The sequence below is a fragment of the Pseudomonas mercuritolerans genome (assembly GCF_025706525.1).
GTDB lineage: Bacteria > Pseudomonadota > Gammaproteobacteria > Pseudomonadales > Pseudomonadaceae > Aquipseudomonas > Aquipseudomonas mercuritolerans.
This window is the reverse complement of sequence record NZ_JAMSHA010000011.1, coordinates 224,635-249,464: the sequence shown is the minus strand read 5'-3', so window position 1 is coordinate 249,464 and position 24,830 is coordinate 224,635. Positions and strand designations below refer to the sequence as shown.

Here is a 24,830-nt window from a genome sequence, read left to right as displayed (position 1 = left end):
GCGCTGCTATTGCGCTGAGCGGGTCCAGACCCTGACGTAATCGATCCGAAACACCGACGGCAGATCAGCATCGTCGACCACGCCGAACCAGTCCCACATCGCTTCACTGTCGAAGACGATTTGCATGGGGAAGTGCCAGTAGTTGTTCTTCGCCTCCCGGACCAGCACGCCGTCGACGTACCAGCGCAAGGTCTCGGGTTGCCAGTCAAAGCCGTAGACATGAAAGGTATTGGCCAGCCGCCACGGTGCAATCCAGGTACTGCCGGAACTCAGGTGTTGATCATTCTGCGGTCTGGCCCAGACATGCGCGTTCATGTTGTACCGATAGTCGAACGCTTCATTGCGGGTCTTGCCGCCGATTTCGAAGATATCGATTTCCGTGGCATTGTCCGGCAGCCCGGTCCATGCCAGCCAGAATGCACTGGAGCCGGCGGAGTTCATCGGTTTCGCCCGGGCTTCGTAATAGCCGTACATCCCGCGCTCGTTGGTGCGCACCATCGCCGAGCTGTAGTCCTTGTAGCCCAAGGCGACGTATTTCTCCGGCAGAGTCTGCTTGCGGAAAGTGATGTTCAGATTGCCGCTGCCGACCTTGGCATTCTCCGGCAAAAACAGCGCCGGTTTGCGCCCGAGGGAATCAGTGCCGGTGGCGTTGTTGACGTGCCAGCGTTGGGCATCGAGCGCGCTGCCGTTGAATTCGTCGGACAGACGCGTATCGAGCTTCCAGCCGCCGGCATTGGCCTGATCCGACAACGGCAGGTCGGGGGTAACGTGAGTCGGGGTCGGGCCTAATGGGCCGGCGCGGGTCCACGCATCGGCCTGTTGCGGAACGGTGACCGCCCATTTTTGCGCGAGGTAGTCGAACACGTTACGGCGTTCGTCCTGGTTGCTGAATGGGCGGTCATAAACCAGCACTTCGGCGATGTCGCCACGCAGGATCTCCGAGGTGCCAACCACATTGCGCGCCACCGCGAACGGGCCGATCGGCACGTCACTGGTTTCCAGCAACGCCAGCGCCGGTTCGTACGCGGTGGTTTGCTGCACGCTGATGCCGAAGTTCGGTGCGACGTTATCGTTATCCGCCAGTTGCGGGCGGGAGCTGAACAGTCGTTGCCAGGCCTTGCCGCCGGCCTGCTCCGGCAAGCGCCGCGAGACAACGAACACCGTCACCGGGCCTTTGCTCGTGCGGATCGCCTGGCCCATGAACGCCGCCGTGCCGCTGAAACGCACCACGCCGTGGCCGTTGAGCGCGTTGTCGACCCGCGTCGGCAAAGTCGTCGCCGCGCGATTGTCGACGACTACGTCGTTGCCCTTGCCGGATTTATCCAGCCAGCGCACGACCTGGTTTTGCCCCTCCAGTGTCATCGAGGCCGGATCATTGCCGTCCAGCCACAACACCAGTCCATTCGTGACCGGTCCTGGAATATTGGCGCTGGCGCCAGCGCTCAGCAGCAGCAAGACAAACAGCAAGCAACGTGATCTGTTCATGAGTCGTCCCTAACGTGGATTTGCCCCGGTTCAAGTGCCCACCGCCAGCAGCAGCGCCGGTTGCGGGCGGTAGCCCCATGGGTTGTTGGTCTGCCAGCGCCAGCTGTCGACGAGCATTTGCGTCAGTTCGCGTTGCGCCCGCCAGCCCAATTCGCGCCCGGCCTTGCTCGCGTCGGCGCGGCACTCGGCGATATCACCGGCGCGGCGCGGGGCGAAGCGATAGGGAATGCGCAGGCCGCTGACATCTTCGAAGGCGCTGATGATCTGCAACACGCTGTAGCCGGTGCCAGTGCCGAGGTTCCATACGTGCAGGCCATGCTCAGTGCCTTGCAAAACCTGCAGTGCCTTGAGATGACCTTCGGCCAGATCCAGCACATGGATGTAATCGCGGATACAGGTGCCGTCGACCGTTGGATAGTCGTTGCCATAAACGGTCAACGCCGCGCGCTGGCCGCTGGCAACCTCGGTCAGGCACGGCAGCAGATTGTTCGGCCGACCGTTGGGCGCCTCGCCGATCAGCCCACTATCGTGCGCGCCGATCGGGTTGAAGTAGCGCAGCACGGCAATGTTCCAGCGTGAATCGGCGACGGCGAGGTCGCTGAGCAATTCTTCGATCATCAACTTCGAGCGCCCGTAAGGATTGGCCGGTTTGCCGGTGCCATGGGCTTCGATGATCGGCATTACCGCAGGCTCGCCGTAGACAGTGGCCGAGGAACTGAAAACCAGATTGAACACATGCGCGCGTGCCATCGCCTCACACAGGTTCAGCGTACCGACGACATTGTTTGCGTAGTAATCCATTGGCCGCCGCACGCTTTGCGCAACGGCTTTGAGCCCGGCGAAATGCAGCACCGCGTCGATCGCGTAGGTGCTGAAAATCTCTTCCAGCAACGCCGCGTCGCGGATATCGCCTTCGATGAAATCTATGTGCGAATGACTCAACAGCTCGAGCCGTGCGATGGCCTCGCGGCTGCTGTTGCACAGATTGTCGAGGATCAGCACCGAGTGTCCGGCCTCGATCAGTTGCAATGCCGTGTGCGAACCGATGTAGCCGGCACCGCCCGTGATCAACGTGGTTTTGCGCATGACGACGTGCTCCATTGCGAGGAAATCCGGCTCAGCGGGCGGTGAACACCAACTTGAATTCTTGCGGCCAGCGTGGGTGCAGCAGGCTGTAGGCCAAAGCGTAGGTCAGCGTGCCGATCACGATGTCAGCGACCAGGTGCGCATAACCGGAAAGGCCGGTCTGCGGCGACAGCCACAGCACCGCGACGACCATCACGCCAGAGGCAGACAGGCTGCGGTAACTGGACTGGAAGAAGCAGCGCCATTGATAACCGATGGCGGCGTGCAGGCCGCGCACCTGCAACGGCGTGATCAGCAGCATGCGCAGCAGCAATGCCAGCGCCGCCGCCATGCCGCCGTAGCTCGCGCCGAGCAGATAGACCAGCGCCAGCGCGAGCAGGGTGGTGGCAACTTCCGCCTTGAGCGTCAGGTGCGTGCGATTGACCGCCACCAGCGCTGTAGTTGCGTACAGCGCCAGATTGCCCAGCGCCGCCGTGCAGGCCAGCACTTGCAACAAGGGAATCGCATCGGCCCATTTCGCGCCGAAGATCAGCAGGATAATGTCTTCGGCGGTCAGGGCGATGCCGAAGAACAGCGGTGTCAGCACGAAACCGCTGATCGCCGTGGAATCACCTATCACGCCGATCAGGCGCGACGGTTCAGCGCTGCGCCGGGCGAACACCGGCAAGGCGTAACTCATCAAACCGTTGTAGATCGCCGAGCGCGGCAGGTCGATGATGCGCATGGCCAGGTTGAACATGCCCACCGCATGCGCCCCGGCAGTCAGGCCGAGAATCAGGTTGACGCCGCGTTGCAGGGTTTGCGAACTCATGACGTTGACGCAAACGGGGAGACCGGCGCGCAGCAGTTCGCCCAGCACTTGGCGGTCGATAAGAAAGGGAATGCGCCGACGCTCGCTGCGCATCAACACCAGCGTGGAAATACCGTCCATGATCAGCGCCTGCGCGACCACCGCCCACGGGCCGAAACCCAACAGCGCCACGGCCACGCCGCCGACCCCGCCAGCGACTTTGCCGAGCAACGTGCGCGAGGCCAGCAACTTGAAATTGCCGCTGCGGCGCATCTGCGCCACATACACCCGCGCCATCAGGGTGAAAAGGATTTTCACCGAGGCCACGGCGGTCATCCAGCGCAGCGCGGTGGACGGCGTATACAGCACCACCGCCAGCGCAATCAACGCAATCGACAACAGACTGACCAGCACGGAAAACCAGAATACGCTGCTGATGTGTTTGTCCTCGACACGTTGCAGGCGCACCAGCGGGTCTTCCAGCATCGACGAGAACAGAATGCCGACCACTTCGACCACGGCGATGATCAGTGTGCCAATACCCAGCTCCGTCGGCGTCAGCAGATGCGCGTAGACGACAAAGGTAATCATCGACAGAAAGATCAGGCCGAACTTCTCGGTGAAAATCCATATGAGGGTCATCAAGCGGCGGTTGGCCATGGCGCGATCCCTGTAATTCAGCGGCTGTTGCCGAGGCTTTTCAAGCAGGCATAGAGGTAGCGCAGGGTTGGTTTGCCCTGGAAGAAAAACAGCGTCTGCCACGAATGCCCGAGCATCTGCCGGAACACTTCGATGACCCGCCGATGATCGCCGCGCCGGGAAAACGCATTGAGAAATTCGGCGTGGTTGGCGAGGACGAAATAGATTCGCTGCTGTTTGTTCAGACGGGTGCCGTAGCGCGCCAGGTACAGCTGGATGAAACGCAGCTTGTGCGGGTAATACTTGCGCGGTTGCGCGGTGATATTGGCGGCGTTGACGGCGCGCCAGTGGAGGATCTGCGGCACGCTGTGGATCTCGCTGATTTCCGCGATGCGCGTCCACAACAGGCGATCCTCGGCAAAGCGCAGGCTCTGATCGAAGCCGCCAATGGCGACGATGATCTCGCGCACGGCCAGCACGCCGGAGGTGCCGTTGATGATGTTCTCGCGCATGAAATCGGCAAAGTGCTCGCCGTGCTTGCGGCGATCCTCCAATTGGCGTTTGCCGTCGCGGAATTCGCTCATCTGAAAGCAATCGACCAGACCGACTTTGCGTCCCTGTCGGGTCAACTCCGCGTGCAGCGCCAGTTGCTTTTGCAGTTTCTCCGGATGCCAGCGGTCATCGGCATCGAGGAAGGCGATAAAGGTTTCTTCGGCACTGAACACGCCGCGATTGCGCGCACTGGCCGGGCCTTGATTGGGCTGCTGCAACAGCACGATGGGGAAGGGCGCGGCGTAGTGCTTGACGATCTCTGGCCCGGCATCACTGGAACCGTCATCGACGACAATGACTTTGTCCGGCAGGCGAGTCTGTGCAGACACCGAATCCAATGTGCGTTGAATGCTGGCGGCGGCGTTGTACAGCGGAATCACCACGCACACGGTGACGGCCGAGGGATCATTCAGCATGGGCGTTGCTCCCGGAAAGTGCCGCGCATTGGCCGAGCATTCGCCGCTGGCAGCGGCTGCGGACGGGCGATGAGGTGATGGCGGAAGGTCAGGCTGAGCACGCAGAAAATCAGGAACTCGCCCGAGCGATAGTTGGGGATCACGTAGGCGACGTAATTGGTCACCACGAACAGGCCGATGATTACCAGCGCACACGCCTGATAGCGCGCCGACTGATCTGCCGTGATTGCCCGATAGCGCTTGCTCAGGGTCTGGGCAAACATCAGCAGCAGGGCGATCAACTGGATCAGACCGCCATTGAGCAGGGTTTCGACGTAGCCGCTGTGGGCATTGCCGATGTAGCCCCAGCGGGTAATGAACGCATCGGCATCGGCACTCGCCCAGAACGCACCGAAGCCGTAGCCCTTGAGGAACTGGTCATCGATCAGCGGCTGGAGCAGTTCCCAGATCAGCGTGCGGTCGGTAAGCGACGGGTCACGGCCCACCAGTTCCAGCAGCATCGCGTAGTTGGCATAGAGCACACCACACAGAAGGAAGAACACCAGCGTCGCCGCCGTGAACGCCAACAGTGAACGGTTGATGCGCAAGCGGATCAGCGTGATGAAGTAGGCGTAACTGGCAGTGCCGGCGACGATCAGCGCAATCGCCGTGGCCGACTGCGCCAGGCCAATGGCAATCAGCGCGAACAATCCGTAGAGCATGGCCATCGGGTTGCGCTGGCGGATCATCGGCAGTAGCAACAGGATCGCAATCGCGTTCAGGCGTGCGCCAGCGTTCTTTTCCGCGAACACCCCGCGAAAGGCACCGTCACGGATGCCGCCGGAAATAAAGGCAATATCCGGGCGAATCAAAGCGAAGATCAAGCCGACCAACGCCGCCGCGCCGATCACGCAGCCGAACAGAAACGCGATCCGTTCGATGCTGTAGCGCCAGGCGATGAAACCGGCAAAGAACACTACGCTGAGCAGCGCAACGAAACGCTTGAAGCTGAGCATCGGCTCGCTCGACCAACTGATCGACGCTGCCACGCAGCCGAGAAACAGCAGCAGAAACAGGTTCTGCCGGTAGAAGCTCTTGCTGAGAAAAACCTTGTGCCGGATGAAGAAAAACAGTGGCACCAGCAAGGTCAGCAAGCCGCAGACCTGATTGGCCAGATTGCCTTCCAGATCCTGCTGCGCATCGTCCAGGGTGCTGACATTACCCAGGCGCAGAAAGAAGCCGATCACTTGCGTATAGAACAGCACACCGAACAGGGTGAAGGCGTCGGCCAGCGTCGAATAACGCACTTGCAGGCGGTTCATCTCAGCGCCTCCCGAGTAACGCCTTGAGGTAGGTCTGCACCGCGCGGCCGCTGACGAAGCGCGCGGCGGCATCAATCCGCCGCTGGCGATGCAGGGCTCGTGGCGCGGCCATTTGTGCGCTGATTGCGCTGGCGAGTGCGGCCGGATCGTCCACCTCGACCAAGGGCGCGACCGCACCATCGGCGAGAATTTCCTGCGGGCCATACGGGCAGCGTGTCGCTACCACCGGCGTGCCGGTCGACAGCGCTTCGACCAGAGCGTTGGGGCTGCCCTCGAAACGTGACGACAAGACAAAACAATCTGCCCGGGCAATCTCGGCGATAGGGTCACTGGCGTAACCCGGTAGATCGCAACGCTCCGCGACGCCAAGCGCCGCCGCTTGGGCGAGCAGTTCAGCGCGCAATGCCCCCTCGCCGAAAATGATCAGCCGCGCATCGCGTTGTGGCAGGCGGGCGAAGGCGTCGATCAAAGTGTCGAAGCCCTTTTGCTGCGCTAGCCGACCCACGGCGACGATCACCGGGGTGGTTTTGTTCTTCAGCCAGGGATGGCTGGGCGCGGCGGCAGGCTTGTCGCGAAAATCGTTGTCGAGCACCGGGTTGTCAGCGGTGGTCACATCGCGAGGGCGGGCGATGGTGGTGTCGACCAGATCTTCGGCGACACCTTGCGACACGCAGATCACCGGGTTGGGAATGAGCCGGTACAGCCATGGCGCGAGCCAGTAAGCGAGCTTCACAGACAGGGCCGGGTTGACGTGCTTGTCCCGCGAAAAGGCATTGCGCTCGCTGACATGTAGCCGCGCCAAAGTACCGGACAGCGCGGCGGCGGCAATCGCCACGACGTTGACATGAGTGAGCACCGCCAGTTGCGCGTCGTAGCGGTTGCTGCGCAAAAAGCGCATCAGCGCCGGCACGGCGGCGGCGCTGCGCGGGCTGTCGAGCAACACTTGCCTGACCCGAGGATCGAGCGCCGGTTGATTGATGCCGGCACCGGTGAGCATCAGCAATGTCACTTCATTACCGGCCTCGACCAAGGCACCGGCGAGGCGCACCATCATTTTCTCCGCGCCACCGGCGCCGAGGTCCTGGAGGATGATCAGCAGCTTTTTCATCGGTTCCACACCTGGTAATAAGCCTGCGCGGCGTACTGGCTGGTATAGGGCTGGATCGCTTCGCTGACTGAGCGTCGCGGCGGTGGCGCGGGTTCGCGGCTGGCCAGGCTGTCGAGCAGCGCCTCGGCCAACGCCTGCGCATCATTAACGTTGACCAGGCGCCCGAGGCGTCCATCGTCGAGCAACTCGCGCGGCCCGCTGCCGCAATCGGTGGAAATCACTGGCGTGCCCAGCGCCAGCGCCTCGACAAGTACCGTCGGCAAGCCTTCGTGCAATGAGCTGAGCACCAACAGCTGCGCATGGCGGATCAGCGGATAGGGATTGCGCAGATGCCCGGTGAAATGCACCAAGCGTTCGATGCCCAGCCGTTGTGCCTGCGCTTCAAGCTGCGCGCGCAAAGGGCCGTCGCCGGCAATTACCAGATAGGGCAGCGTGCGTTGTTGCGCCGCCAGCGCATACGCCTCCAGCAGCAAATCGAAGCCTTTGGTTTCCACCAGCCGGCCGACCCCCAACCAGTAATGATGGGGCACGCCACCGGGCAGCGGCGCTTGCGCCGCGCGCAGTAGTTGCTCGGTGATGACCGCGTTCGGGCAATAACGGATGCGCGGTTGGCCCCAAGGCATCAACCCGGCAAGCGACTGGCGCAATCCCTGGGACACCGCGACCACCTTGCCGCTGCCGCACAGATACAGCGCGTACAACAGCCGCAGGCTGGCGCGCCCGGTGTTCTGCTCGGCACAATCCAGCGCGGCATGGCGGGTGTAGATGACTTTGCAGGCACTGCCCAGGGTGGCGAACCAGGTGCAGAGGTTGGCCTGCTCCTTGGCGCCAATCAGATGCGTCACTCCCTCACGGCGAATCAGCCGGCGCAGCAGCACGATCGACTTCAGCCAGCCAGCGAGGCCGCCACCGCCACCGGCCATGCTCGGCGCGCCGTCAACGTTGGGCGAGTCGCCGTTCATGACGAAAAAACTCACCCGCCGTCCGTCCGCCAGAAACTGCTCGGCGAGGCGTTGCTGCACGCACTCGACGCCGCCGCCAGTCTGGTAATCCTTGAGCGTGAACAGAATATGCATCGGCACAATCCTCATGGGGCAGTGACATTGATTGCCACTTGCTGGCGCAGAATCAGTTCGGTCAGGCGCAGCGCATTGCTCGGGTAGTCGAGCAGGTAACGCTTGATCGTGTGCGGCTCGCGATACATGCGGTAAAAGGCGCGCAGGTGCAGGCGATTGATCGCGTCGGGGTAGTAACGCTCGCTGGCATTGGCCTCCTGACGAATGAAACCGCCGCAGGTGAACGCCACGCCGCTGAAACCACCGCGCAGTGCTTCGAGGATAAAGCGCTCTTGCAGACCGGCGCCAAGGCCGACCAGTAGCAGATTGGTCCGCTGCCGGCAGATGTCAGCTTGGATTGCCGCACCTTGTTCGGCGTCGAAGTAACCGTTGCGCGCGCCGACCAATTGCAGGCGCGGGTACTGCGTGCCGAGCTTGTCGACGAAACGATCAAGCTCCGCCTGCTGCGCGCCGACCACATACACGCGCTTGCCGCGCTGCTCGGACTCGCGCAGCACCGGGTCGGCAATCGAGGTGAAATCGAAACTGACCCGCTGCACCGCGCGCCCGGTGATGCGCGACATGAACCCGGACATCAGCATGCCGTCGCAGAAATACGCCAGCGACGGCGGCGGCTGGCGAATGAAGCTGCCGATCGAGGCAAAGTTGAGAAAGGAAAACGCCCGGTTGGATTCCAGCAGCGCCGGCGAATAACGGTCGAGCAATTCCAGGCGGATCATGACGCGAGATCCTGTGCTTCAGCGGCGCAGGTTGGCCGGCCGACGCTGATGTAGGTGAAGCCGCGTGCGCTGAGGCGTTGCGGATCGAACAGGTTGCGGCCATCGAAGATCAGCGGATTTTTCAGTTGCTGCGCGAGCAGTTCGAAGTCTGGTGCGCGAAACGATTGCCACTCGGTGACGATCACCAGCGCGTCGGCATTTTTCAGCGCGGCCTCTTTGGTCCCGGCAAGCGTCAGGTCGTCGCGCGGGCCGTAAAGCTGCTGCGCCTGTTCCATGGCTTTCGGGTCGAATGCCTGCACGCTGGCGCCGGCTCGCCACAACGCTTCCATCAACACGCGGCTGGGGGCTTCGCGCATGTCGTCGGTGTTGGGCTTGAAGCTCAGGCCCCACAGCGCGAAGGTTTTGCCTTCCAGCGCGCCGTTGAAGTGCTCGGCGATCTTGTGAAACAGCGTGCTTTTCTGCTCGTTGTTGCGTGACTCCACCGCGCGGAGCAGGCGCGCATCGATGTCGACGCCGTGGGCGGCATGGATCAGCGCCCGCACATCCTTGGGGAAACACGAACCGCCATAACCGATGCCGGGATAGATGAACTGGTAGCCGATGCGTGGATCCGAGCCGATGCCATGGCGGACCATTTCGATGTCGGCGCCGAGCTTTTCCGCGAGCCCGGCCATTTCGTTCATGAAACTGATCTTCGTCGCGAGCATGCAGTTGGCCGCGTACTTGGTCAGCTCGGCGCTGCGCACATCCATGACGATGATTTTTTCGCGGTTGCGATTGAACGGTTCGTACAGCTCGCGCATCAGCGCTTCGGCACGCGGGCTGTCGGTGCCGATGATGATCCGGTCGGGGCGCATGCAGTCGTCGACCGCGCAACCTTCCTTGAGAAATTCCGGGTTGGAAACCACATCGAAGGTCAGCGCAGCGCGGCCGCTTTCGCCGAGGATTGCATTGATGCATTCGCGCACCCGATCCGCCGTGCCCACCGGCACCGTGGATTTGTCGACGATGATCTGCTCGCCGCGCAGGTGCTCGCCGATGGTGCGGGCGACGCTGAGCACATGTTTGAGATCCGCCGAGCCGTCCTCGTCCGGCGGCGTGCCGACGGCGATCAGCAACACGTCGCCGTGTTTTACCGCAGCGGCCAGATCACTGCCGAATTGCAGGCGGCCGCTGTGATGATTGTCCCGCACCAGGCTTTTCAGGCCCGGTTCGTAGATGGGCAGGCTGCCGTCATTCAAGGCCTGCACCTTGGCCGCGTCAACATCCACACACAGCACGTTGTGGCCGACCTCGGCCAGCGCGGCGCCCTGGACCAGTCCGACATAACCGATACCGAATACACTCACATTCATGGGAAAACCTCATGCGTGGCGGGGTGGGCCAGAGCGCTGGCCGCTGTCAGTAGATGTTTTTCGAGAACAGGGTGAAGGGCGTCTTCAGCAGGATCTTGATGTCCAGCCACAGCGACCATTGATTGATGTAATTGAGGTCCTGGGCGACCCGGCGCTGCATCTTTTCCACGGTCTCGGTTTCGCCGCGATGCCCGGTGATCTGTGCCAGCCCGGTGATGCCAGGCTTGAGCCGATGCCGCGCCATGTAGGCGCGCACTTTGCCGGTGTAATAGATGTTGTGGGTGACCGCGTGGGGGCGCGGGCCGACCAGCGCCATGTGGCCGAACAGCACGTTGAATAGCTGCGGCAGCTCATCGATGGAGCTGCGCCGCAGAAAGCGTCCCAGCGGTGTGACGCGGTCGTCGTCGCGGGTGGCCTGGCGCACTTGCTGATCGTCGTGCACGCGCATTGAGCGAAACTTCCACACGCGGATCACTTCGCCGTCGCAGCCATGGCGGTTCTGCTTGAACAGCACCGGCCCCGGCGACGTCAGCTTGATCGCGATGGCCACGCCTAGCAGCAGCGGGCTGAGCAGAATCAGCGCCACCGCCGCCACGCTGCGTTCGAACAGGTCCTTGCAGAACAGGCTGCCGGGGTGCGAAGTGAGCAGGCTTTCGTTGAGATAGATCGCCGGCATCCGCTCGATCTCGGAGATCGAATGATTGAGCAGGACCATGCTGCCCAGATCCGGAATCCACACCACGTCGACGTTCATGTCGAGCAGGTTGATGTACAGCGCTTCGATGGTCGCTGCCTCGGCCATCGGCAGCACGATGTACACGCGCCGCGCCTGCAAGCGAGTGATGATTTCGCGAATGTCCTCGACCTCGCCGAGCAGCGGCAGGATGCTCGGCGCCGGGCCGCTGTCGGCTTTCGCCGCGACAAAACCCAGCAGCAGTGCGCGATCCGGGTCGAGCAGTTTGCGCGCCAGTTCATGGGCGGTCGGGCAGGTGCCGATGATCACCGCGCGGCGCTCGTTGCAGATCATCTTGGTGTACATGCGCACGAACAGGTGCAGCGGCAGAAACGTCGCCGCCTGGGCGAGAAAACCCACCACGGCCCAGACAATCACCACTTGCCGGGAGAATAACGCGCTGGTCTGGGTGACGAAGGCGATGCTCATCAGCAGCGCGAGCAGAATCAGCCAGCCGGCGAGCAAACGCCCGAGCCCGACCAGCAGACCATGGCGCTTGTGGTAGACCTGCACCAGGCCGTAGACCGGCATCGAGCCAAGCACGGTGAGGATGATCAGCAGCCGATATTCACTGGGCAACTCGCCGATGCGCCAGTGCACCAGCACGATCAGCAACAGGTTGACCAGGGTCATTGCGCACAGCCATTGCACCCAGAAGGTGAGGCCGCGACGGTGTGCCATTTGCGCGGAATATTGCGAGGTCATCGGCGCGATCTCCGATTCGTCGAACAGGGAAGGATTTGCTGTTGCCGGGCGGCACGGCCCGAAGGATCAGCGCGGGGCGAAGTCGTAGTCGTAGAAGGAACGGGAATGGCCATGGCCGTACTTGCGCGCCTTGCGCAGATCGACCTGATTGAGCACCACGCCGAACACCGGCGCCTGGCTCTGCTGCAACACGGCAATGCTCTTGCGCACCTGGCCGACCGGCGTGCTCTGCGCCTTGACCACATAGATCACCGCATCGGAATGCTGCGCCAGCAACAGTGCGTCGCTGACGATTTCTGCCGGCGGCGAATCGATGATGATGTGCCGGTAGCGCGACTTGAGAATCTGCAACAGCCGACCCAGGCGCGGCGAACTGAGCAGATCCTGGGCGGGGGCCACGGCGCTGCTGGAATTGCTCGAGGATTTCAGTCGTGGTGCGTCGAACGGGTCCAGCATCGAGGGCGTGAGACAGCCGGCCGGGAGCATGTCGAGATTGCCGACACTGCGAATGCAGTCTTCCAGCCGCGCGCTGCCGGCCATGAGGTTGGCGAGGCCAGGGCTTTCCGGCGGGAAATCGAAGTTCAGCGACAGCGTCGGCTGCCGCATGTCAGCATCGATCAGCAGCACTCGCTCCAGCGGCGCCAACGACGAGGCGAGGTTGTTGGCGATGGTGCTCTTGCCTTCGCCGGACACCGAAGACGTGACCAGCACCACCTGCGCCGGGCGTTCGTTGTTTTGCAGCATCAGCCAGGTGCGCAGGTTGCGGATGGTTTCGCAGAAGCGCGGGTGATCGTTGTCCTCGAACAGCCGCGCCAACTGCCGCCGGCTCTTTTTCATCACCAGCGGCACGACGCTGAGCAGCGGCACATTGAGCAGGCTCTCGACGGTGTCGTCGGTCTTGAACGTGTTGCTCAACGTATCGAAGAGGAAGGCGAGGGCGACGCCGACCACCGCAGCCACCAGCGCGACGATGGCGAGGATCAGATTCTTGCGCGGTTTGCTCGCTTCCAGCGGCGCGATCGCCGGGTCGACGATGCGCGCCTTGGCCGAATCCATGTCCGAAGTGGCGGCGGTTTCCTTGAGGCGGGTGACGAAGGTTTCGTACAGCGCCCGGGTGCTGTCGACTTCACGCTGAAATTCGCGCAGCTGGAATTCCTTGCGCGAAATGTCCTGAATCTGCGCCTTGTTGCTGTTGAAGGATTTGCGCAACGCGTCTTCGCTGGCTACTGCCAGTTGATACTGGCGCTCGATACCGGCAACCACTTGCTGCACTTGCAGGCGCAGACTGTTGGCGGCGGTGCGCTGTTCGGAACGGGCGGATATCAGCGCCGGGTGTTTCGGCCCGTAGCGGCCCGACAACTCTTCGACTTTGGCCTGAGCCTTGGCGAGATCAGCCTGGAACTGCTGAATCAGCGGATTGCTCAACACTGCCGGCACGCTGGACAAACGGCTGATGTCGCCGTTGCTCAAGGATTGCGCCTGACGGAACTGGCTCTCCGCTTCAGCACGGTCGCGGCGCGCATCGATCATGCGGTTACCGGTCATCTGCAGTTCGTTGGCACTGATGGTGGCGACGCCGTCGACATCGACCAGACCCTGTTCTTCGCGATAGGCCTGCAACTTGTTTTCGGCAACGCGCAGGTTGTCGCGCAACTCGACCAGGCGGGTGTTCATCCAACTGGTGTTGTTTTGCGAGGACTTCAGGCTGGTGTCCTGCTGGCTGTCGATGAAGCCTTGGGCGAGGGCATTGGCCACCGCCGCAGCGAGCGCCGGGTCAGGTAGTTCGACTTCGATTTCCAGCAACTGACTCTTGCCGACAAACTTGACGCTGGTGTGCAGCATCAGGTTTTGCGTGACGTCGTTGAACACTTGTTCTTCGGTCGCTGGCGGCTTCGGCGGCGGCAACAGGTCCAGCCATGGCAGCCACTGGTCACGATTGAGGTCGGCCAGCCATTGGCGCGGGGTGAACCAGCTCTGCGCCTGCTGGCGTGGATCGGTGATCGGGTTGGTAGTCAGGCCAAGTTTGCGCACGGCGCGCTCGGCCAGTTCCCGCGATTGCAGCAACGCCTGCTGAGTCTGCAAGTAATCAGTGGTGGCGGCGCCGCCGGATTCGGCGGCTTGCTGGAAACTCAACACCGGCGGCGTCTTGTCCTTGATCAGCAACGTCGCACTGCCGACGTACTGCGGCGTGATGAACGACAGCGCCGCCACGGCCAGCGCGCAACTGAGCAGCACCAGCCAGGCGATGTTCCACTTCGCCGACCAGACCACGCGCCACAGGTGCAGCAGATCAAGGGTGTCCGACTCATCGCCCGCTTGCGTTTGCGAGTGGGCCTGGAGCGGACGTTCGAGGTAGGTGCTTGGGCTGTTGTCCATGATCAGAAAAAGCCTTGTGCAATGGAAATGGTGTCGCCGGGGGCGATGACGGTGGTGCGCGAGATGTTCTCGGTGACCGGCGGGCCACCACTGCCGCGCAGAATCGTCACTCGTTTCATTGAGGCGCGTTCGGTCAGGCCGCCACCCAGGGCGATGGCTTTTTCCAGGGTCAGGCCGGGCTGAAAGGGATAACTGCCGGGCTTCTGCACCTCGCCGTTGATGTAGAACGGGCGGTATTCGATCTGGCTGAGGCTGACTTTCGGATCGACGAGATAGCCTTGCTTGAGGCCATCGACAATTTTCTTTTCGACCTGATTGGGCGTCAGGCCCTTGGCGACGATTTCGCCGAGAAACGGGTAGGAGAAGGTGCCGGCATCGTTGAGGCGGATCTTCTTGAAACTCAGTTCCGGCTCGCCGAACACGATGATGCGCAAGACATCGCCAGCGGCCAGGCGGTAATTGGTGTCGGTGTCCGCCGCCTCGACTGTGGGCACTGTCCAGAGCAGCAACAACAATAAAATCAGGCGCGTGTGCATGGCCCAACCCTCCTACAGACTGACGTCGAACGTGATCTGGAAAACATTGCGGGTGAAGCTTTCGTTGTCGGCATCGGAGTCGTTATCGCGGTGGCGGTAGGCGACTTCGACGTCCAGCCAGCGGCGCATTTCGTAATTCACGCCGAGTTTGTAATCCTGCAGGTCGTCGCTGCGGTCCTGGCCTTCGTAGACGTAATGGCCCATGCCGGCTTCGGCGACGGTGGTGATGCGCTCGGTCCAGCCGTGACGCCAACCGATCTGGGTGAAGGTGGCTTTCACCGCGTCGGACCCGTCGTCGCCTTCGGCCATGGCCTGGCGGGCGAGAAAGGTGAAGGTCGAGTAGGTGCGCGGTTTCCACGCCAGATCCACTTGCCAGGTAGGGTTGCTCAGGTCGTCGGAACCGCTCTGGTCGAAATTCTTGCGCTCGTAACCGACGCGCAATTTGCCGGTGGTTTTCGCTGTCATGTCCCACTCGGCCCCAGCCAGCACTGCGTCGGAGCGGCTGCTCCGCGGGCTGTTCGATTGCAGGTAGTCGAAGCGGGTGTGGTCGTATTCGAGCAAGCCACGGGTTTTGCTGCCGAGGCGGTGATACCAGGTGCTGGTCAGATTGCTGGTGTTGCGCTCCTTGTCATCGTTGATGCCATCGGAGTTGTCGTAGCGCAGCTGTGCGTAGCTGGCGCCGAGGTCGATCTGGTTCAGCGCACTGCGCGCGCCAAAGGTGTAGACGCCGCCGACGCGCTGGCTCTCGATCTTGTCGTTGATGCCGTCGACGGCGGTCGAGGTGGTGCGCTCGTATTTACGCGCCTCGGCTTCAAGCTTCAGCCGGTGCCGATCGGTGAATTCCATGATGCTGTCGGCGCGCAGCCGCTGGGCGGTGTTCGAAGCGTCCGAAGCGCTGTGATAGATGTAGCGGGTCGGCTCCCAGATAACCCGCGTGGCGCTGTTGCGATCCTCGGCCTTGAGCTCGAAGGCCGGCGCCAAACGGGTGACCATGGTCGATTCGACATCGTGTTCGACTTCGCGAAAGTTGTCGTCGTAGCTTTCCGACAAGGCAAAGGTCGGGGTGAAATCGAAGCCGTAGACATTGATCGCTTGCGGCTCAACGCTCCAGGCAGCTTCGGGGGCACAGCAGGCGACGACTAAAACCAGGGAACAGCGAGGCTTCAGAGCCATGGATCACGCTCCTGATTAAGGGGGTCGGGGTCAGGGCGAAGCAGATCCGGACTATTGTCGCTGGCGTTCGAGGTAACTCAGCGGGACGCTGACGTGCTGTTGGCGGTTGAGGAAATTGAGCAGCATCATCACCCGCTCGTCGCCCTGCATCGACAGAAAAACGCCTTCAAGCGGGGAGAGTGGGCCTTGGACGATTTGCAGAGGTTCGCCGGGTTTGAGCTGCGGATCGGCAGGAAAGCCGAGCGACTCCTGGCTGCGCTCACGCAATTGCGCGATCACGTCTTCATCGACGCGGGCGGGCACATGGTTGAATTCGACGATGCGGCTGACACCACGGGTCGAGCGAATCGGTGCCCAGTTATCGTCGCGGCTCAGTTGAATGAACACGTAGCCGGGGAACAGCGATTCCAGGGTTCGTTGGCGTTTGCCACGAATACTGCGCTCGCTCATCAGTTGCGGCCGAAAGGTCGAATAGTTCTGTTGCTGCAGATTGAGTTGTGCCCGTTCATCCTGGCGGGGCTTGCACTGCAATAAATACCAGTTAGAACCGTTGCGGCAAACCGTTAGCATGCTGGAGTACTCCATACATAGCGATCGTTTAAGCAGGGCGGCCGATAGCGTGGGACGAGCCGTCATGCTTGCTAGTAGGTAGTAGGCTGATCAAGGCAAAGTGCCGAGCCAGATGCATCAATGTTTATTGGCAGAAGAAGTGTTTCAAAAATGAATCAACTTGGCTGGGTTATTGTTATATCCGTGGCCGTCTTGGCTATAACGAGTCCGCGCTTTTGTTCAAGCAAAGCTACCGCACGGTTCGCAGTTGCGACCTTCAGGATCCAATTACATAAGTAGCCTGAGAGCAAAAAGTGTGCGTCGGCGCGAGCTCATCGGGCAGTGATTAGTTATCGGCCAGTCTTTGCAAGCTGTCAATTGCTAACAGTCAAAAACATTACCTTTCATCCGCTGATGATGGCCATCTCACGTAAGTCATTGTTTGGTCAAGGCGGATTTTATTCGTCGGGTTTTTTAAACTTTTCGAAGTTGTTGAAGTCACGCGGGTTAGATGGCGCGCGTGATAGCAAATTAGTTTCAATCTTACATGTTTCGGTTCGTAAGAAGTTTTGATTTTAGATGCCTCGCGTCGGATGCTGCTGGCCCGAGTAACTAAGGTCGTCTATGAATAGTTACGGTCGTTCGCAGGTAAATGTTCGGGCTGCATATTTCTTGAAGTCAAACCGGTGAGCCGAGGCAATCATGAGTGTTCTGGTAACGGGTGCCGCAGGTTTTATCGGTTATCACACGGTCATGCGTTTATGTCGCGAAGGGCTAGAGGTTGTGGCGGTCGACAATCTCAATCCTTATTACGACGTCAAACTCAAACAGGCGCGTTTGCAGAGATTGCAGACGCTGGCCAATTTCACGTTCCAGCGGCTGGACATTGTCGATCAGAGCGCTTTGACCGCGTTGTTCGAACACGGCCACTACAAACAGGTCATTCACCTCGCTGCGCAGGCCGGAGTGCGCTACTCGCTGGACAATCCTGATGCCTATGCGCAGTCGAATCTGGTCGGGTTTCTCAACGTTCTGGAAGCGTGCCGTCGTCACCCTCCAGAGCACTTGATCTATGCATCGAGCAGTTCGGTGTATGGCGCCAATACCAAGATGCCGTTTGCAGAAGACGATCCGGTCGATCAACCGGTCTCGTTGTACGCCGCGAGCAAACGCGCCAACGAACTGCTCGCGCACAGTTACTGCCATCTCTACGGCTTGCAGGCCACCGGCCTGCGCTTCTTTACCGTGTACGGCCCGTGGGGGCGACCGGACATGGCGCTGTTCAAATTCACCGAAGCGATGCTCAACGGGCGCGCCATCGACCTCTACAACCAAGGCGAAATGGCGCGGGACTTCACCTTTATCGACGACATCGTCGAAGCGATTTTCCGACTGCTCGACAAACCGCCCGCAATCAGCGCCGAGCGCGGCACCAATCGCCTGTTCAATATCGGTCGCGGCAGTCCGGTGGCGCTGATGAGCTTCGTCGAATGTCTGGAGCAGGCACTGGGCATCAAGGCTCAGCGCCGTTATTTGCCGATGCAGGAGGGCGACGTGCTGAAGACCTGGGCCGACGTATCGGCGCTGGCACGCTGCATTGACTTCAGCCCGCAGGTGCCGATCGAGCAGGGCGTGCAAGCGTTCGTGCAGTGGTATCGCGAGTTTTACCAGGTCTGATTCAGTGCAGGGTGACGGCCCTGCGACTTTCCCCGATGCGGATCCGGTCGAGGGCGCGGTTCAGCGCGTCCAGTGCATCGAGCAGCGCCTTGGCCTCGGCTTCACGCTCATCGCCCCAGAGGCGTTCGGCCATTTTGTTCAAGGCCAGAATGGCGCGTTCGATGTCGGCTGCGCTGGGGTTGCTGTCAGGGGGTGGTGGTTTTTTCGGCATTAAGGGTTCCTCGGCGGTCGGCAAACCACCATACCGCCAAGGCGCCGAGCTATACAGCCAGAAGTGTCGCCGATCAGTAGCGAATGCTGTCTGATCAGCGATTAGCCTCAATCAATCCCGCCTCGATAAACCGCACCGAACTCTCCAGCGCCTGCTGCCCCTCGGCCAGCATGCCTGCGTAGAAATGCCAGGCGTGAAACATGCCGGGCCACACTTCGAGATTGACCCGGACGCGGTTTTCCGCCAGGTGATTGGCCAGACGCATGGCGTCACTGAGCATCAGTTCGTTTTCGCCGATCTGTACCAGAATCGGTGGCAGTCCGGTGACGTCGGCGAACACCGGCGACGCCAGCGGATGGTTGGCCAAGGTGTCGCCGAGAAAGGCTCGCGCGAGGATATCCAGCACGGGCTTGGAGTTCAGCGGATCAAGGCCTTCACGATTGCTCATGGAGACGCCGGTGTGTTCGAGGTTGGCCCATGGCGAGATGGACGAACCCACTGCGGGCAAGGGCAAGCCTTTGGATTTTGCCGCGACCATCACGCTGACCACCATCGCGCCACCCGCCGACTCGCCTGCGAAGGCAATCTTGCTGGCGGCGATGTTCTGCTCAAGCAACCACTCATAGGCGCGCAAAGTGTCATCGATGGGGGCGGGGAACTGATGCTCGGGTGCGAGGCGGTAATCCGGCATGTACACCCGCGCGCCGAGCATTTTTGCGTAGTTGCCGCCGATGCCGTGGTAGCCGTCAGGTCGACCGACGATGTAGGCACCGCCGTGGATGTACATCAGCACCGCGTCGGTCTTGAGTTCATCCGGAGTCACCAGCGTAGCGGGCACGCCGCCCATGTCGACTGCTTCAAACCTCACGCCAGCCGGTGGTTGATTCTGCCCTAGCATTTTTGCGTAGGCATCGCGGATGTCGCTCATCTTAGTGGTGGTATCGATACCCTTCAGCACGGGCACCAGATCGCTGAGGCTGTTGGCCCAGGTTTGTACAGCTGCTTTTACTTCAATGTTCATATGACCTCGATCAGACGTTAGTGATGGCTTAACTAATCGAAATGGTATGCTCATGATTGGGGAATAGGTTTCCCCATAACCGGTGCCAAGCCGCCTGAATGCCAAACCCGGAGGCCACATGGAACTGCATAACCTGAACGACATCGCCGCCTTCGTCGCCTCGGTGGATACTGGAAGTTTTACGGCGGCGGCCAGGCAACTCGGGCTGACCCGCTCGGCCGTCGGTAAATCGATCGTGCGGCTCGAATCGCGTCTGCAGGTCCGTCTGCTCAACCGCACCACCCGCAGCCTGAGCCTGACCGACGATGGTCGGGTGCTGTATGAGCGATGTGTGGGCATCTTGCAGGATCTGGACGAGGTCGAAGAGGCTTTGGCGTTCCGCCGTTCGACGCCCAGCGGCCGCTTGCGCATGAGCCTGCCGGTAGCACTGGGCCGGCTGCACGTTGTGCAGCACATCGAGCGCTGTCTGAGAGACTGGCCGTCGCTCGCCATCGACGCGACGTTTTCCGATCGGCTGGTCGACCTGATCGACGAGGGTTTCGATCTGGCGATTCGCATCGGTCCGCCCAAGGAAGACTCCGGGCTACTCACGCGCACGGTGGCTTACCAGCAAATGATCACCTGTGCCTCGCCCGATTATCTGAATGAACATCCGGCACCGCAGACACCCGAAGATCTCGCCGGGCATGCGTGCCTGCACTTCGTCAGCGGCGGCCGATTGCTGGCGTGGAATTTTCGCGTCAATGGTCAGCCTGTGCCGGTCATTCATGCCGGACGGCTGCAAATGGACAGCGCCGAAGCCTTGCATCAGGCGACTGCGGCGGGCCTCGGTATCGCGACGTTGCCATCCTATGTGGTCAACGATGACCTGCGCAGTGGCAAGCTTGTGCAGTTGCTCGCAGAGTACGCCGAGGCTGCCGAGCCGATCCGGGTGATTTACCCGAGCAAGCGACACCTGTCGCCGAAGATTCGGCTGTTTATCGACAGGCTGGTGGAAGCGTGGTCACCGGCGCCTTGGGAGTGATTGCCTGGTCATTGCAGCTGTTTTGCAAACTCCGATGTTATTGATGACGGCAATGTCCAAACTGTGCGCATTGAAAAGCCCTGAATCATCAGGGCTGTGTTCTGGCTGAGGGGGCGTAGAGTGACAAACTCGCGGTCGGTCTACTTCGCGCTCGAAGAGCAGGCCAACCGATATTGCTCGTAGTTCAAACCTTCGACCTTTTCCGGCAGCTTGTATGGCACGGGGCAGCTTTTGCCCTGCCACTTGATGGTGATGACACCGTGATCTTTGGTCACCAGCGCCAGGGCCTTGCCCGTCGGATCTGACAATGCCAGTTGTTTGCCGTCGCTATCCAACAGCACCGCGCCGAATGGAATCGGCTGGCCGTTGGCATCGTACAGTTCAAACTGGACGCGTCTGCCTTTGCTGCCTTCGAAGCGTGCAAGAACCACCGAACCTCGTCTTGGCACCAGTTGCTGGGTGGCATTGTCCAGCTCGATCTCACCGCCCAGGTTACGCGTGTCCAGCGTTACCCAGTTCACGCGGTACGGTTGCGCGTTAGGCAGAACCGCATAGCCGTTCAGGCCGGTTTTCACACCCGAATAGCTGCTGACTTCGACGCCCGACATGCCGGGGACTTCCACCAGGCCGAACGTTTCACCGACGGTCTGGCCCATATTGATGCCGCCGGCATGAGCCACCAGCGATCCGGCCGCACTCAGGTTCTGCGACTCATAGCCGCTGCCTCGGTTGTAGCCAAAGCCCAGATCGCCCATCGACGTACGGGTACTCAGACTGAGCGAGCCAGAGCGCTCGCCCTGGACGCTGCGCCCGGTCTGCACGGAATAGTAGGTGTCGCTGTCCTCGGTCAGATAACCATTGATCCCGGCTTGCGTGCTGGTACCGGCGTTCTGATGGTTACTGGAAACGTAGGCACGCGGTGCGCGTGGTGTCGATCCGAGCGGGAACGATATTGAAACGCTTAATTGCGTATCGTTGCTGGTGTCACCGCGTGCGCCGAATTCCTGGGTTTTGCTCAGGCTGATGTTGTAGTTCAGGTCGCGCCAATTGTTGTTGTAGCCGGCGGAAAAGCTGCGCGAGCCACCGCGATCCCAATAGCGCTGGTCACTGGCATTCAAATAAAGCGAGCCGAACTGGCGCGCTTCGCCAAGGGTCTGGTTGACCGTGAGATCTGTACGGGTTTTGGCATTGCCCGCGCGCCGCGTAGCGCCAGCGCTGGTGTCCTGCACATGGTCGGTCAGCGTGCGGTAACCCTCGGTCGAATAACGATAGGCGGCGAGAGTGAAGCTGGTATCGGTACCGGTGAAGGTCTTTGCATAGAGCGCGCGGACACTGCTGCCCTGGGTAGTTTTGCCGAATGCCTTGCTGGACGATTGCGTAACGTCCAGGGACATCGCGCCAATCGAGGTGTTCTTCGCCGCACCGATGGACAGCGCCTTGAAGCCGTTGCTCGCCTGAATGCCGGCAATGCCCGTCAGATTGCTGGTCAAGCCGTAGGCGAAAGTGCCCCCAAGGAAAGCCGGTTTGTCATAGTCCTCGCTGTTGTTGTTGAACTTGCCGCTCGACAGGCTGTACTTCAGTTGCCCCTCACGCACCATCGTCGGCAGGGCGGAGAACGCCTGCCGGGTTACCTTGCGCCGACCATCCGCTTCGACAATGGTGATCTCCAGGTCACCGTTGGAGCCCGATGGGTAGATATCACTGATCTCGAACGGACCCGGCGGTACATTGGTGGTGTAGAGAATGTAGTTGTCCTGGCGGACCTCGATCTTCGCATTGGTTTCCGCCACGCCACGAATGATCGGTGCATAACCGCGCTCACTGTCTGCACGCATGCCTTCATCAGAAGCGATCTTGACGCCTTGGTAGCGCACGCTGTCGAACAGATCCGAGTCGGAAAAGATTTCACCCGCGCTCAGTTGCCCCTTGATCGCCGTGAGGTCGCGCTGGATGAACGTGCGGTTGCTGACAAAACGATTGGGCCGGCCGGTGGAGCTGCTCAGGTTGGATTCGTTGCGCAGACGCCAGGCACCAAAGTTGATGCCGTTGCGCAGCCCCAGGTTATTGGAGATTTGCGTGGTGTAATCGGTTTTGCTGCGGGTGCTGCTCAGCTGGAAGTTGATGAAACCGGCGGCCACGCCTTGGTCCCAAAGCTCTGGATCTACATAGCCGCGCATGCCACGCGCCATGGCGACCTGCGGCACACTGATATTGAGGCGCAGGCGGTTGGCATCGAAATTGAGACTCGCTTGCTCGATCATTGCAGGCAGGTCGTAGTGATCGGCAGGGTGTTGCTCGTCAACCAGACCCTGCTCACGCAGTTTGCGCATGTCCACACCAAGCTGCTGCAACAGTTCCAGGGTGATGCGTGGCTCGACTTTGCCGTTGACCGGGTTGGCCGCGAAATCGATATCGCGACGCCCGACCAGCGTGCCGTTGCTGAACACGTCGACGCGGTATTGGCCTGGCAAGACGCTGTTGGCATTCAGCAACGGTTGCAGATCGACCGCCGATGAACCTTCAAGGAACAGCGTATTGAAAGATTCACTCGCCACTGCGGCCGGGGCTTCGGCGCCCACGGCGAATCCGCAAATGGCCATGTTGATAGCAAAGCACAATGGATGCAGGCAGCCCAACGCCGCTTTGTTTTTCTGGCGCGCAACATGATGCTTAACACAACTTTCAGATGTGTGGTGTTGGGAGGAAAACATGCAATTTGCCTTATCAGTCCGTGTTGCTTCAACCGGAGTCCGGAACTTGTGAATAGCTTGTAAGTTGGCAGGGTGGGGCGGGGGATTTACTGGGCGGAGGCATCTTTCACGCGCTCGGCATGGCTTTCGGCAACGCTTAGTGGTACATCGAATCGTTGTTGTGCGCCGTAATCGTTAATTGCTGAAAAACTCAAATGCGAAGTACCAGCTGGCAGATCTTTCAGATTGAATGAGCGAACTTCCCCTGGAACGATCATTGTCGAATCAATTACCAATTCCGCTTTTTTCCCTGCAACGACTTTCAGATCGGCCAGCGACACGTGGTAGTTGCTTTGGTTTTTTACTTTCAGCACCGACTTGCCAGCCTGAGTGACCAATTGCCATGCAAGTTGCTCCGGTGCCTTTGCGGCATCACCGGTGAGTCCGTCCGGGCGGAAGAAGACCTTGATACGCTGACGTACCGCCAATTGCAGCGTGTTGACATCGGCAGCACTGGCCTGGGGGATTTCCTGCACGTTCAGCCATACCACCGACTCCTTGTCCGCAGGCATGCCGCGGCCTTCATAAAGAATCCTCAGTAATTGCTGTTGATTGGGCTCAAGTTTGGCCAGTGGTGGAGTAACTGCGAAAGGCGGTGCGCTGCCAGCCGTGTCGCCGGCATCCAGCCACGATTGCGCCAGAATGGTTTGTCCGCCGTTGCGCACGGTGACATTCGCCTCTTTGTGCGCGCCATCGAAGATAATCCGGGTGGAGCTCAAGGAGATGCTGGCGAATGCCGAGTGCGTCATCAACACCCCGGCAAGCCCCAGGCAAAGCGGAAAGTAGCGACTTAACATAGATTTCACCGATTAATCTGGTCGGGAAGGACGAGGCACAGCGGCCCCGTCCAGGTATTGCGGGCTGCTTATTCGTATTCGAGAACGAACGGCAGAGTGGCGTTACCGGTACCGGCAGTAGCGGTGGTCTTGTCGCCGGTGGTGACGTAAGCGGCTGCGAACGACAGGGTGCCGTCACCGCCTGTGGTTGCGTCGCCAGTCAGGTTGGTCTGCACTTTGGCAGTGGCTTCGGAGCTCAGGTCGATCAACTGGCCATTGCTGTCCAGCAGTGCGATACCAACGCCTTTGGCCGCGTCTGCACCCTGTAGCTTGAGAACTTTCTTGCCATCAACCAGGCCCGAACCGCCGTTTACGGTTGGTTTGAACAGCATCGAAACCTTGGTGCCAGCGTTGCAGTTCACTTTCAGGTTGAAATCGTTGGCGGCCACACGACCGGCGCCCGGAGCGGAGTCGGTGCCCATGTCTTTGATCGACACGCTGCCCATGTCCACGGCAATCATCTTGTCGTTACCCAAGGCGCCATCTACCGAGCAAGCGTCGTTATTGATAACGCCGGTGAAGCTGATTTGACCACTGCCGCCTTTTACAGCTTTGGCGGCTTCTTCAGCCACTGCACCAGTGGAGGCAGCCAGTACGGAAAGAGTGAGTACTGCGAAAGCGAACTTTTTCATGTTTATATCCGAAGTTATTGTGAAGTGCTGCATTGAAATGCCAGGCCATATTAGGTGTGCGGTGGTGGCGGGTCTTTGGG

At 60.6% G+C, this 24,830-nt stretch carries 21 protein-coding genes; 2 read left to right on the top strand and 19 right to left on the bottom strand.

Translation table 11 applies throughout. The features are described 5' to 3' along the window. Positions 1-6 precede the first annotated feature (6 nt). The 14 genes from ND528_RS26665 to rfaH all read right to left on the bottom strand — a co-directional run bounded on the left by ND528_RS26665 (position 7) and on the right by rfaH (position 16,620). Positions 7-1,485 carry a family 16 glycosylhydrolase gene (locus tag ND528_RS26665; RefSeq protein WP_263471606.1) on the bottom strand — a complete coding sequence of 493 codons (1,479 nt, stop codon included), beginning with the start codon at positions 1,483-1,485 and terminating at the stop codon, positions 7-9. Between the two features lie 30 nt (positions 1,486-1,515). After that, positions 1,516-2,571 carry a UDP-glucose 4-epimerase GalE gene (gene galE, locus ND528_RS26660; RefSeq protein ID WP_263471605.1) on the bottom strand — a complete coding sequence of 352 codons (1,056 nt, stop codon included), beginning with the start codon at positions 2,569-2,571 and terminating at the stop codon, positions 1,516-1,518. A gap of 31 nt (positions 2,572-2,602) precedes the next feature. Further along, positions 2,603-4,021 carry an oligosaccharide flippase family protein gene (locus tag ND528_RS26655; protein ID WP_263471604.1) on the bottom strand — a complete coding sequence of 473 codons (1,419 nt, stop codon included), beginning with the start codon at positions 4,019-4,021 and terminating at the stop codon, positions 2,603-2,605. A gap of 17 nt (positions 4,022-4,038) precedes the next feature. Continuing rightward, complete coding sequence (locus ND528_RS26650) at positions 4,039-4,968, bottom strand: glycosyltransferase family 2 protein (protein ID WP_263471603.1); 930 nt, start codon at positions 4,966-4,968, stop codon at positions 4,039-4,041. Next, entirely contained in the window at positions 4,962-6,269 is a 1,308-nt protein-coding gene (locus ND528_RS26645; protein ID WP_263471602.1) for an O-antigen ligase family protein, read from the bottom strand. The genes ND528_RS26650 and ND528_RS26645 overlap by 7 nt, the downstream gene beginning before the upstream one ends. Before the next feature lies 1 nt (position 6,270). Then, entirely contained in the window at positions 6,271-7,377 is a 1,107-nt protein-coding gene (locus ND528_RS26640; RefSeq protein WP_263471601.1) for a glycosyltransferase, read from the bottom strand. Continuing rightward, positions 7,374-8,453 carry a glycosyltransferase gene (locus ND528_RS26635; RefSeq protein ID WP_263471600.1) on the bottom strand — a complete coding sequence of 360 codons (1,080 nt, stop codon included), beginning with the start codon at positions 8,451-8,453 and terminating at the stop codon, positions 7,374-7,376. Before ND528_RS26635 ends, ND528_RS26640 begins: the two co-directional genes overlap by 4 nt. Before the next feature lie 11 nt (positions 8,454-8,464). Next, positions 8,465-9,172, bottom strand: coding sequence for a WecB/TagA/CpsF family glycosyltransferase (locus ND528_RS26630; protein WP_263471599.1), 708 nt, complete (start codon positions 9,170-9,172; stop codon positions 8,465-8,467). After that, complete coding sequence (locus tag ND528_RS26625) at positions 9,169-10,527, bottom strand: UDP-glucose dehydrogenase family protein (protein WP_263471598.1); 1,359 nt, start codon at positions 10,525-10,527, stop codon at positions 9,169-9,171. The genes ND528_RS26630 and ND528_RS26625 overlap by 4 nt, the downstream gene beginning before the upstream one ends. A 46-nt stretch (positions 10,528-10,573) precedes the next feature. Then, the gene (locus tag ND528_RS26620; protein WP_263471597.1) at positions 10,574-11,965 is read right to left on the bottom strand and encodes an undecaprenyl-phosphate glucose phosphotransferase; all 1,392 of its coding nucleotides are present in this window, start codon (positions 11,963-11,965) and stop codon (positions 10,574-10,576) included. 66 nt (positions 11,966-12,031) lie between these two features. Further along, positions 12,032-14,341, bottom strand: coding sequence for a GumC family protein (locus ND528_RS26615; protein ID WP_263471596.1), 2,310 nt, complete (start codon positions 14,339-14,341; stop codon positions 12,032-12,034). Positions 14,342-14,343: 2 nt separating this feature from the next. Continuing rightward, a complete protein-coding gene (locus ND528_RS26610; protein WP_263471595.1) occupies positions 14,344-14,877 on the bottom strand; it encodes a polysaccharide biosynthesis/export family protein in 534 nt (177 codons plus the stop codon). Positions 14,878-14,889: 12 nt separating this feature from the next. Beyond that, the gene (locus ND528_RS26605; RefSeq protein ID WP_263471594.1) at positions 14,890-16,050 is read right to left on the bottom strand and encodes an outer membrane beta-barrel protein; all 1,161 of its coding nucleotides are present in this window, start codon (positions 16,048-16,050) and stop codon (positions 14,890-14,892) included. Positions 16,051-16,101: 51 nt separating this feature from the next. Continuing rightward, entirely contained in the window at positions 16,102-16,620 is a 519-nt protein-coding gene (rfaH, locus tag ND528_RS26600) for a transcription/translation regulatory transformer protein RfaH (protein WP_130909792.1), read from the bottom strand. A 681-nt stretch (positions 16,621-17,301) separates the two neighbouring features. Here rfaH and ND528_RS26595 point away from each other — a divergent pair. Next, a complete protein-coding gene (locus ND528_RS26595; RefSeq protein ID WP_263471593.1) occupies positions 17,302-18,276 on the top strand; it encodes an NAD-dependent epimerase in 975 nt (324 codons plus the stop codon). A 1-nt stretch (position 18,277) separates the two neighbouring features. On the opposite strand, the gene ND528_RS26590 is transcribed toward ND528_RS26595, so the two are convergent. Then, positions 18,278-18,487, bottom strand: a complete 210-nt coding sequence (locus ND528_RS26590) for a hypothetical protein (RefSeq protein WP_137213487.1) — start codon at positions 18,485-18,487, stop codon at positions 18,278-18,280. 94 nt (positions 18,488-18,581) lie between these two features. Then, positions 18,582-19,508, bottom strand: a complete 927-nt coding sequence (locus ND528_RS26585) for an alpha/beta hydrolase (RefSeq protein WP_263471592.1) — start codon at positions 19,506-19,508, stop codon at positions 18,582-18,584. A 118-nt stretch (positions 19,509-19,626) separates the two neighbouring features. On the opposite strand from ND528_RS26585, the gene ND528_RS26580 reads away from it, so the two are divergent. Next, the gene (locus ND528_RS26580) at positions 19,627-20,532 is read left to right on the top strand and encodes a LysR family transcriptional regulator (protein ID WP_130909794.1); all 906 of its coding nucleotides are present in this window, start codon (positions 19,627-19,629) and stop codon (positions 20,530-20,532) included. A 140-nt stretch (positions 20,533-20,672) separates the two neighbouring features. Here the strand turns inward: ND528_RS26580 and ND528_RS26575 are convergent, their stop codons facing one another. The 3 genes from ND528_RS26575 to ND528_RS26565 all read right to left on the bottom strand — a co-directional run bounded on the left by ND528_RS26575 (position 20,673) and on the right by ND528_RS26565 (position 24,750). Further along, a complete protein-coding gene (locus tag ND528_RS26575) occupies positions 20,673-23,132 on the bottom strand; it encodes a fimbria/pilus outer membrane usher protein (protein WP_263471591.1) in 2,460 nt (819 codons plus the stop codon). A 197-nt stretch (positions 23,133-23,329) separates the two neighbouring features. Next, a complete protein-coding gene (locus tag ND528_RS26570) occupies positions 23,330-24,079 on the bottom strand; it encodes a fimbrial biogenesis chaperone (RefSeq protein ID WP_263471590.1) in 750 nt (249 codons plus the stop codon). Between the two features lie 68 nt (positions 24,080-24,147). Continuing rightward, positions 24,148-24,750 (bottom strand): fimbrial protein, encoded by a 603-nt coding sequence (locus ND528_RS26565; RefSeq protein ID WP_101159472.1) that lies wholly within the window; start codon positions 24,748-24,750, stop codon positions 24,148-24,150. Positions 24,751-24,830 lie beyond the last annotated feature (80 nt).

Coding starts and splice junctions, on each gene's coding strand:
- ND528_RS26590 (WP_137213487.1), bottom strand. CDS start 18,487: ATGCCGAAAAAACCACCACCCCCTGACAGCAACCCCAGCGCAGCCGAC.
- ND528_RS26620 (WP_263471597.1), bottom strand. CDS start 11,965: ATGACCTCGCAATATTCCGCGCAAATGGCACACCGTCGCGGCCTCACC.
- ND528_RS26645 (WP_263471602.1), bottom strand. CDS start 6,269: ATGAACCGCCTGCAAGTGCGTTATTCGACGCTGGCCGACGCCTTCACC.
- ND528_RS26655 (WP_263471604.1), bottom strand. CDS start 4,021: ATGGCCAACCGCCGCTTGATGACCCTCATATGGATTTTCACCGAGAAG.
- ND528_RS26640 (WP_263471601.1), bottom strand. CDS start 7,377: ATGAAAAAGCTGCTGATCATCCTCCAGGACCTCGGCGCCGGTGGCGCG.
- ND528_RS26575 (WP_263471591.1), bottom strand. CDS start 23,132: ATGGCCATTTGCGGATTCGCCGTGGGCGCCGAAGCCCCGGCCGCAGTG.
- ND528_RS26570 (WP_263471590.1), bottom strand. CDS start 24,079: ATGTTAAGTCGCTACTTTCCGCTTTGCCTGGGGCTTGCCGGGGTGTTG.
- ND528_RS26635 (WP_263471600.1), bottom strand. CDS start 8,453: ATGCATATTCTGTTCACGCTCAAGGATTACCAGACTGGCGGCGGCGTC.
- rfaH (WP_130909792.1), bottom strand. CDS start 16,620: ATGCTAACGGTTTGCCGCAACGGTTCTAACTGGTATTTATTGCAGTGC.
- ND528_RS26610 (WP_263471595.1), bottom strand. CDS start 14,877: ATGCACACGCGCCTGATTTTATTGTTGTTGCTGCTCTGGACAGTGCCC.
- ND528_RS26665 (WP_263471606.1), bottom strand. CDS start 1,485: ATGAACAGATCACGTTGCTTGCTGTTTGTCTTGCTGCTGCTGAGCGCT.
- ND528_RS26625 (WP_263471598.1), bottom strand. CDS start 10,527: ATGAATGTGAGTGTATTCGGTATCGGTTATGTCGGACTGGTCCAGGGC.
- galE (WP_263471605.1), bottom strand. CDS start 2,571: ATGCGCAAAACCACGTTGATCACGGGCGGTGCCGGCTACATCGGTTCG.
- ND528_RS26650 (WP_263471603.1), bottom strand. CDS start 4,968: ATGCTGAATGATCCCTCGGCCGTCACCGTGTGCGTGGTGATTCCGCTG.
- ND528_RS26565 (WP_101159472.1), bottom strand. CDS start 24,750: ATGAAAAAGTTCGCTTTCGCAGTACTCACTCTTTCCGTACTGGCTGCC.
- ND528_RS26595 (WP_263471593.1), top strand. CDS start 17,302: ATGAGTGTTCTGGTAACGGGTGCCGCAGGTTTTATCGGTTATCACACG.
- ND528_RS26585 (WP_263471592.1), bottom strand. CDS start 19,508: ATGAACATTGAAGTAAAAGCAGCTGTACAAACCTGGGCCAACAGCCTC.
- ND528_RS26605 (WP_263471594.1), bottom strand. CDS start 16,050: ATGGCTCTGAAGCCTCGCTGTTCCCTGGTTTTAGTCGTCGCCTGCTGT.
- ND528_RS26615 (WP_263471596.1), bottom strand. CDS start 14,341: ATGGACAACAGCCCAAGCACCTACCTCGAACGTCCGCTCCAGGCCCAC.
- ND528_RS26630 (WP_263471599.1), bottom strand. CDS start 9,172: ATGATCCGCCTGGAATTGCTCGACCGTTATTCGCCGGCGCTGCTGGAA.
- ND528_RS26580 (WP_130909794.1), top strand. CDS start 19,627: ATGGAACTGCATAACCTGAACGACATCGCCGCCTTCGTCGCCTCGGTG.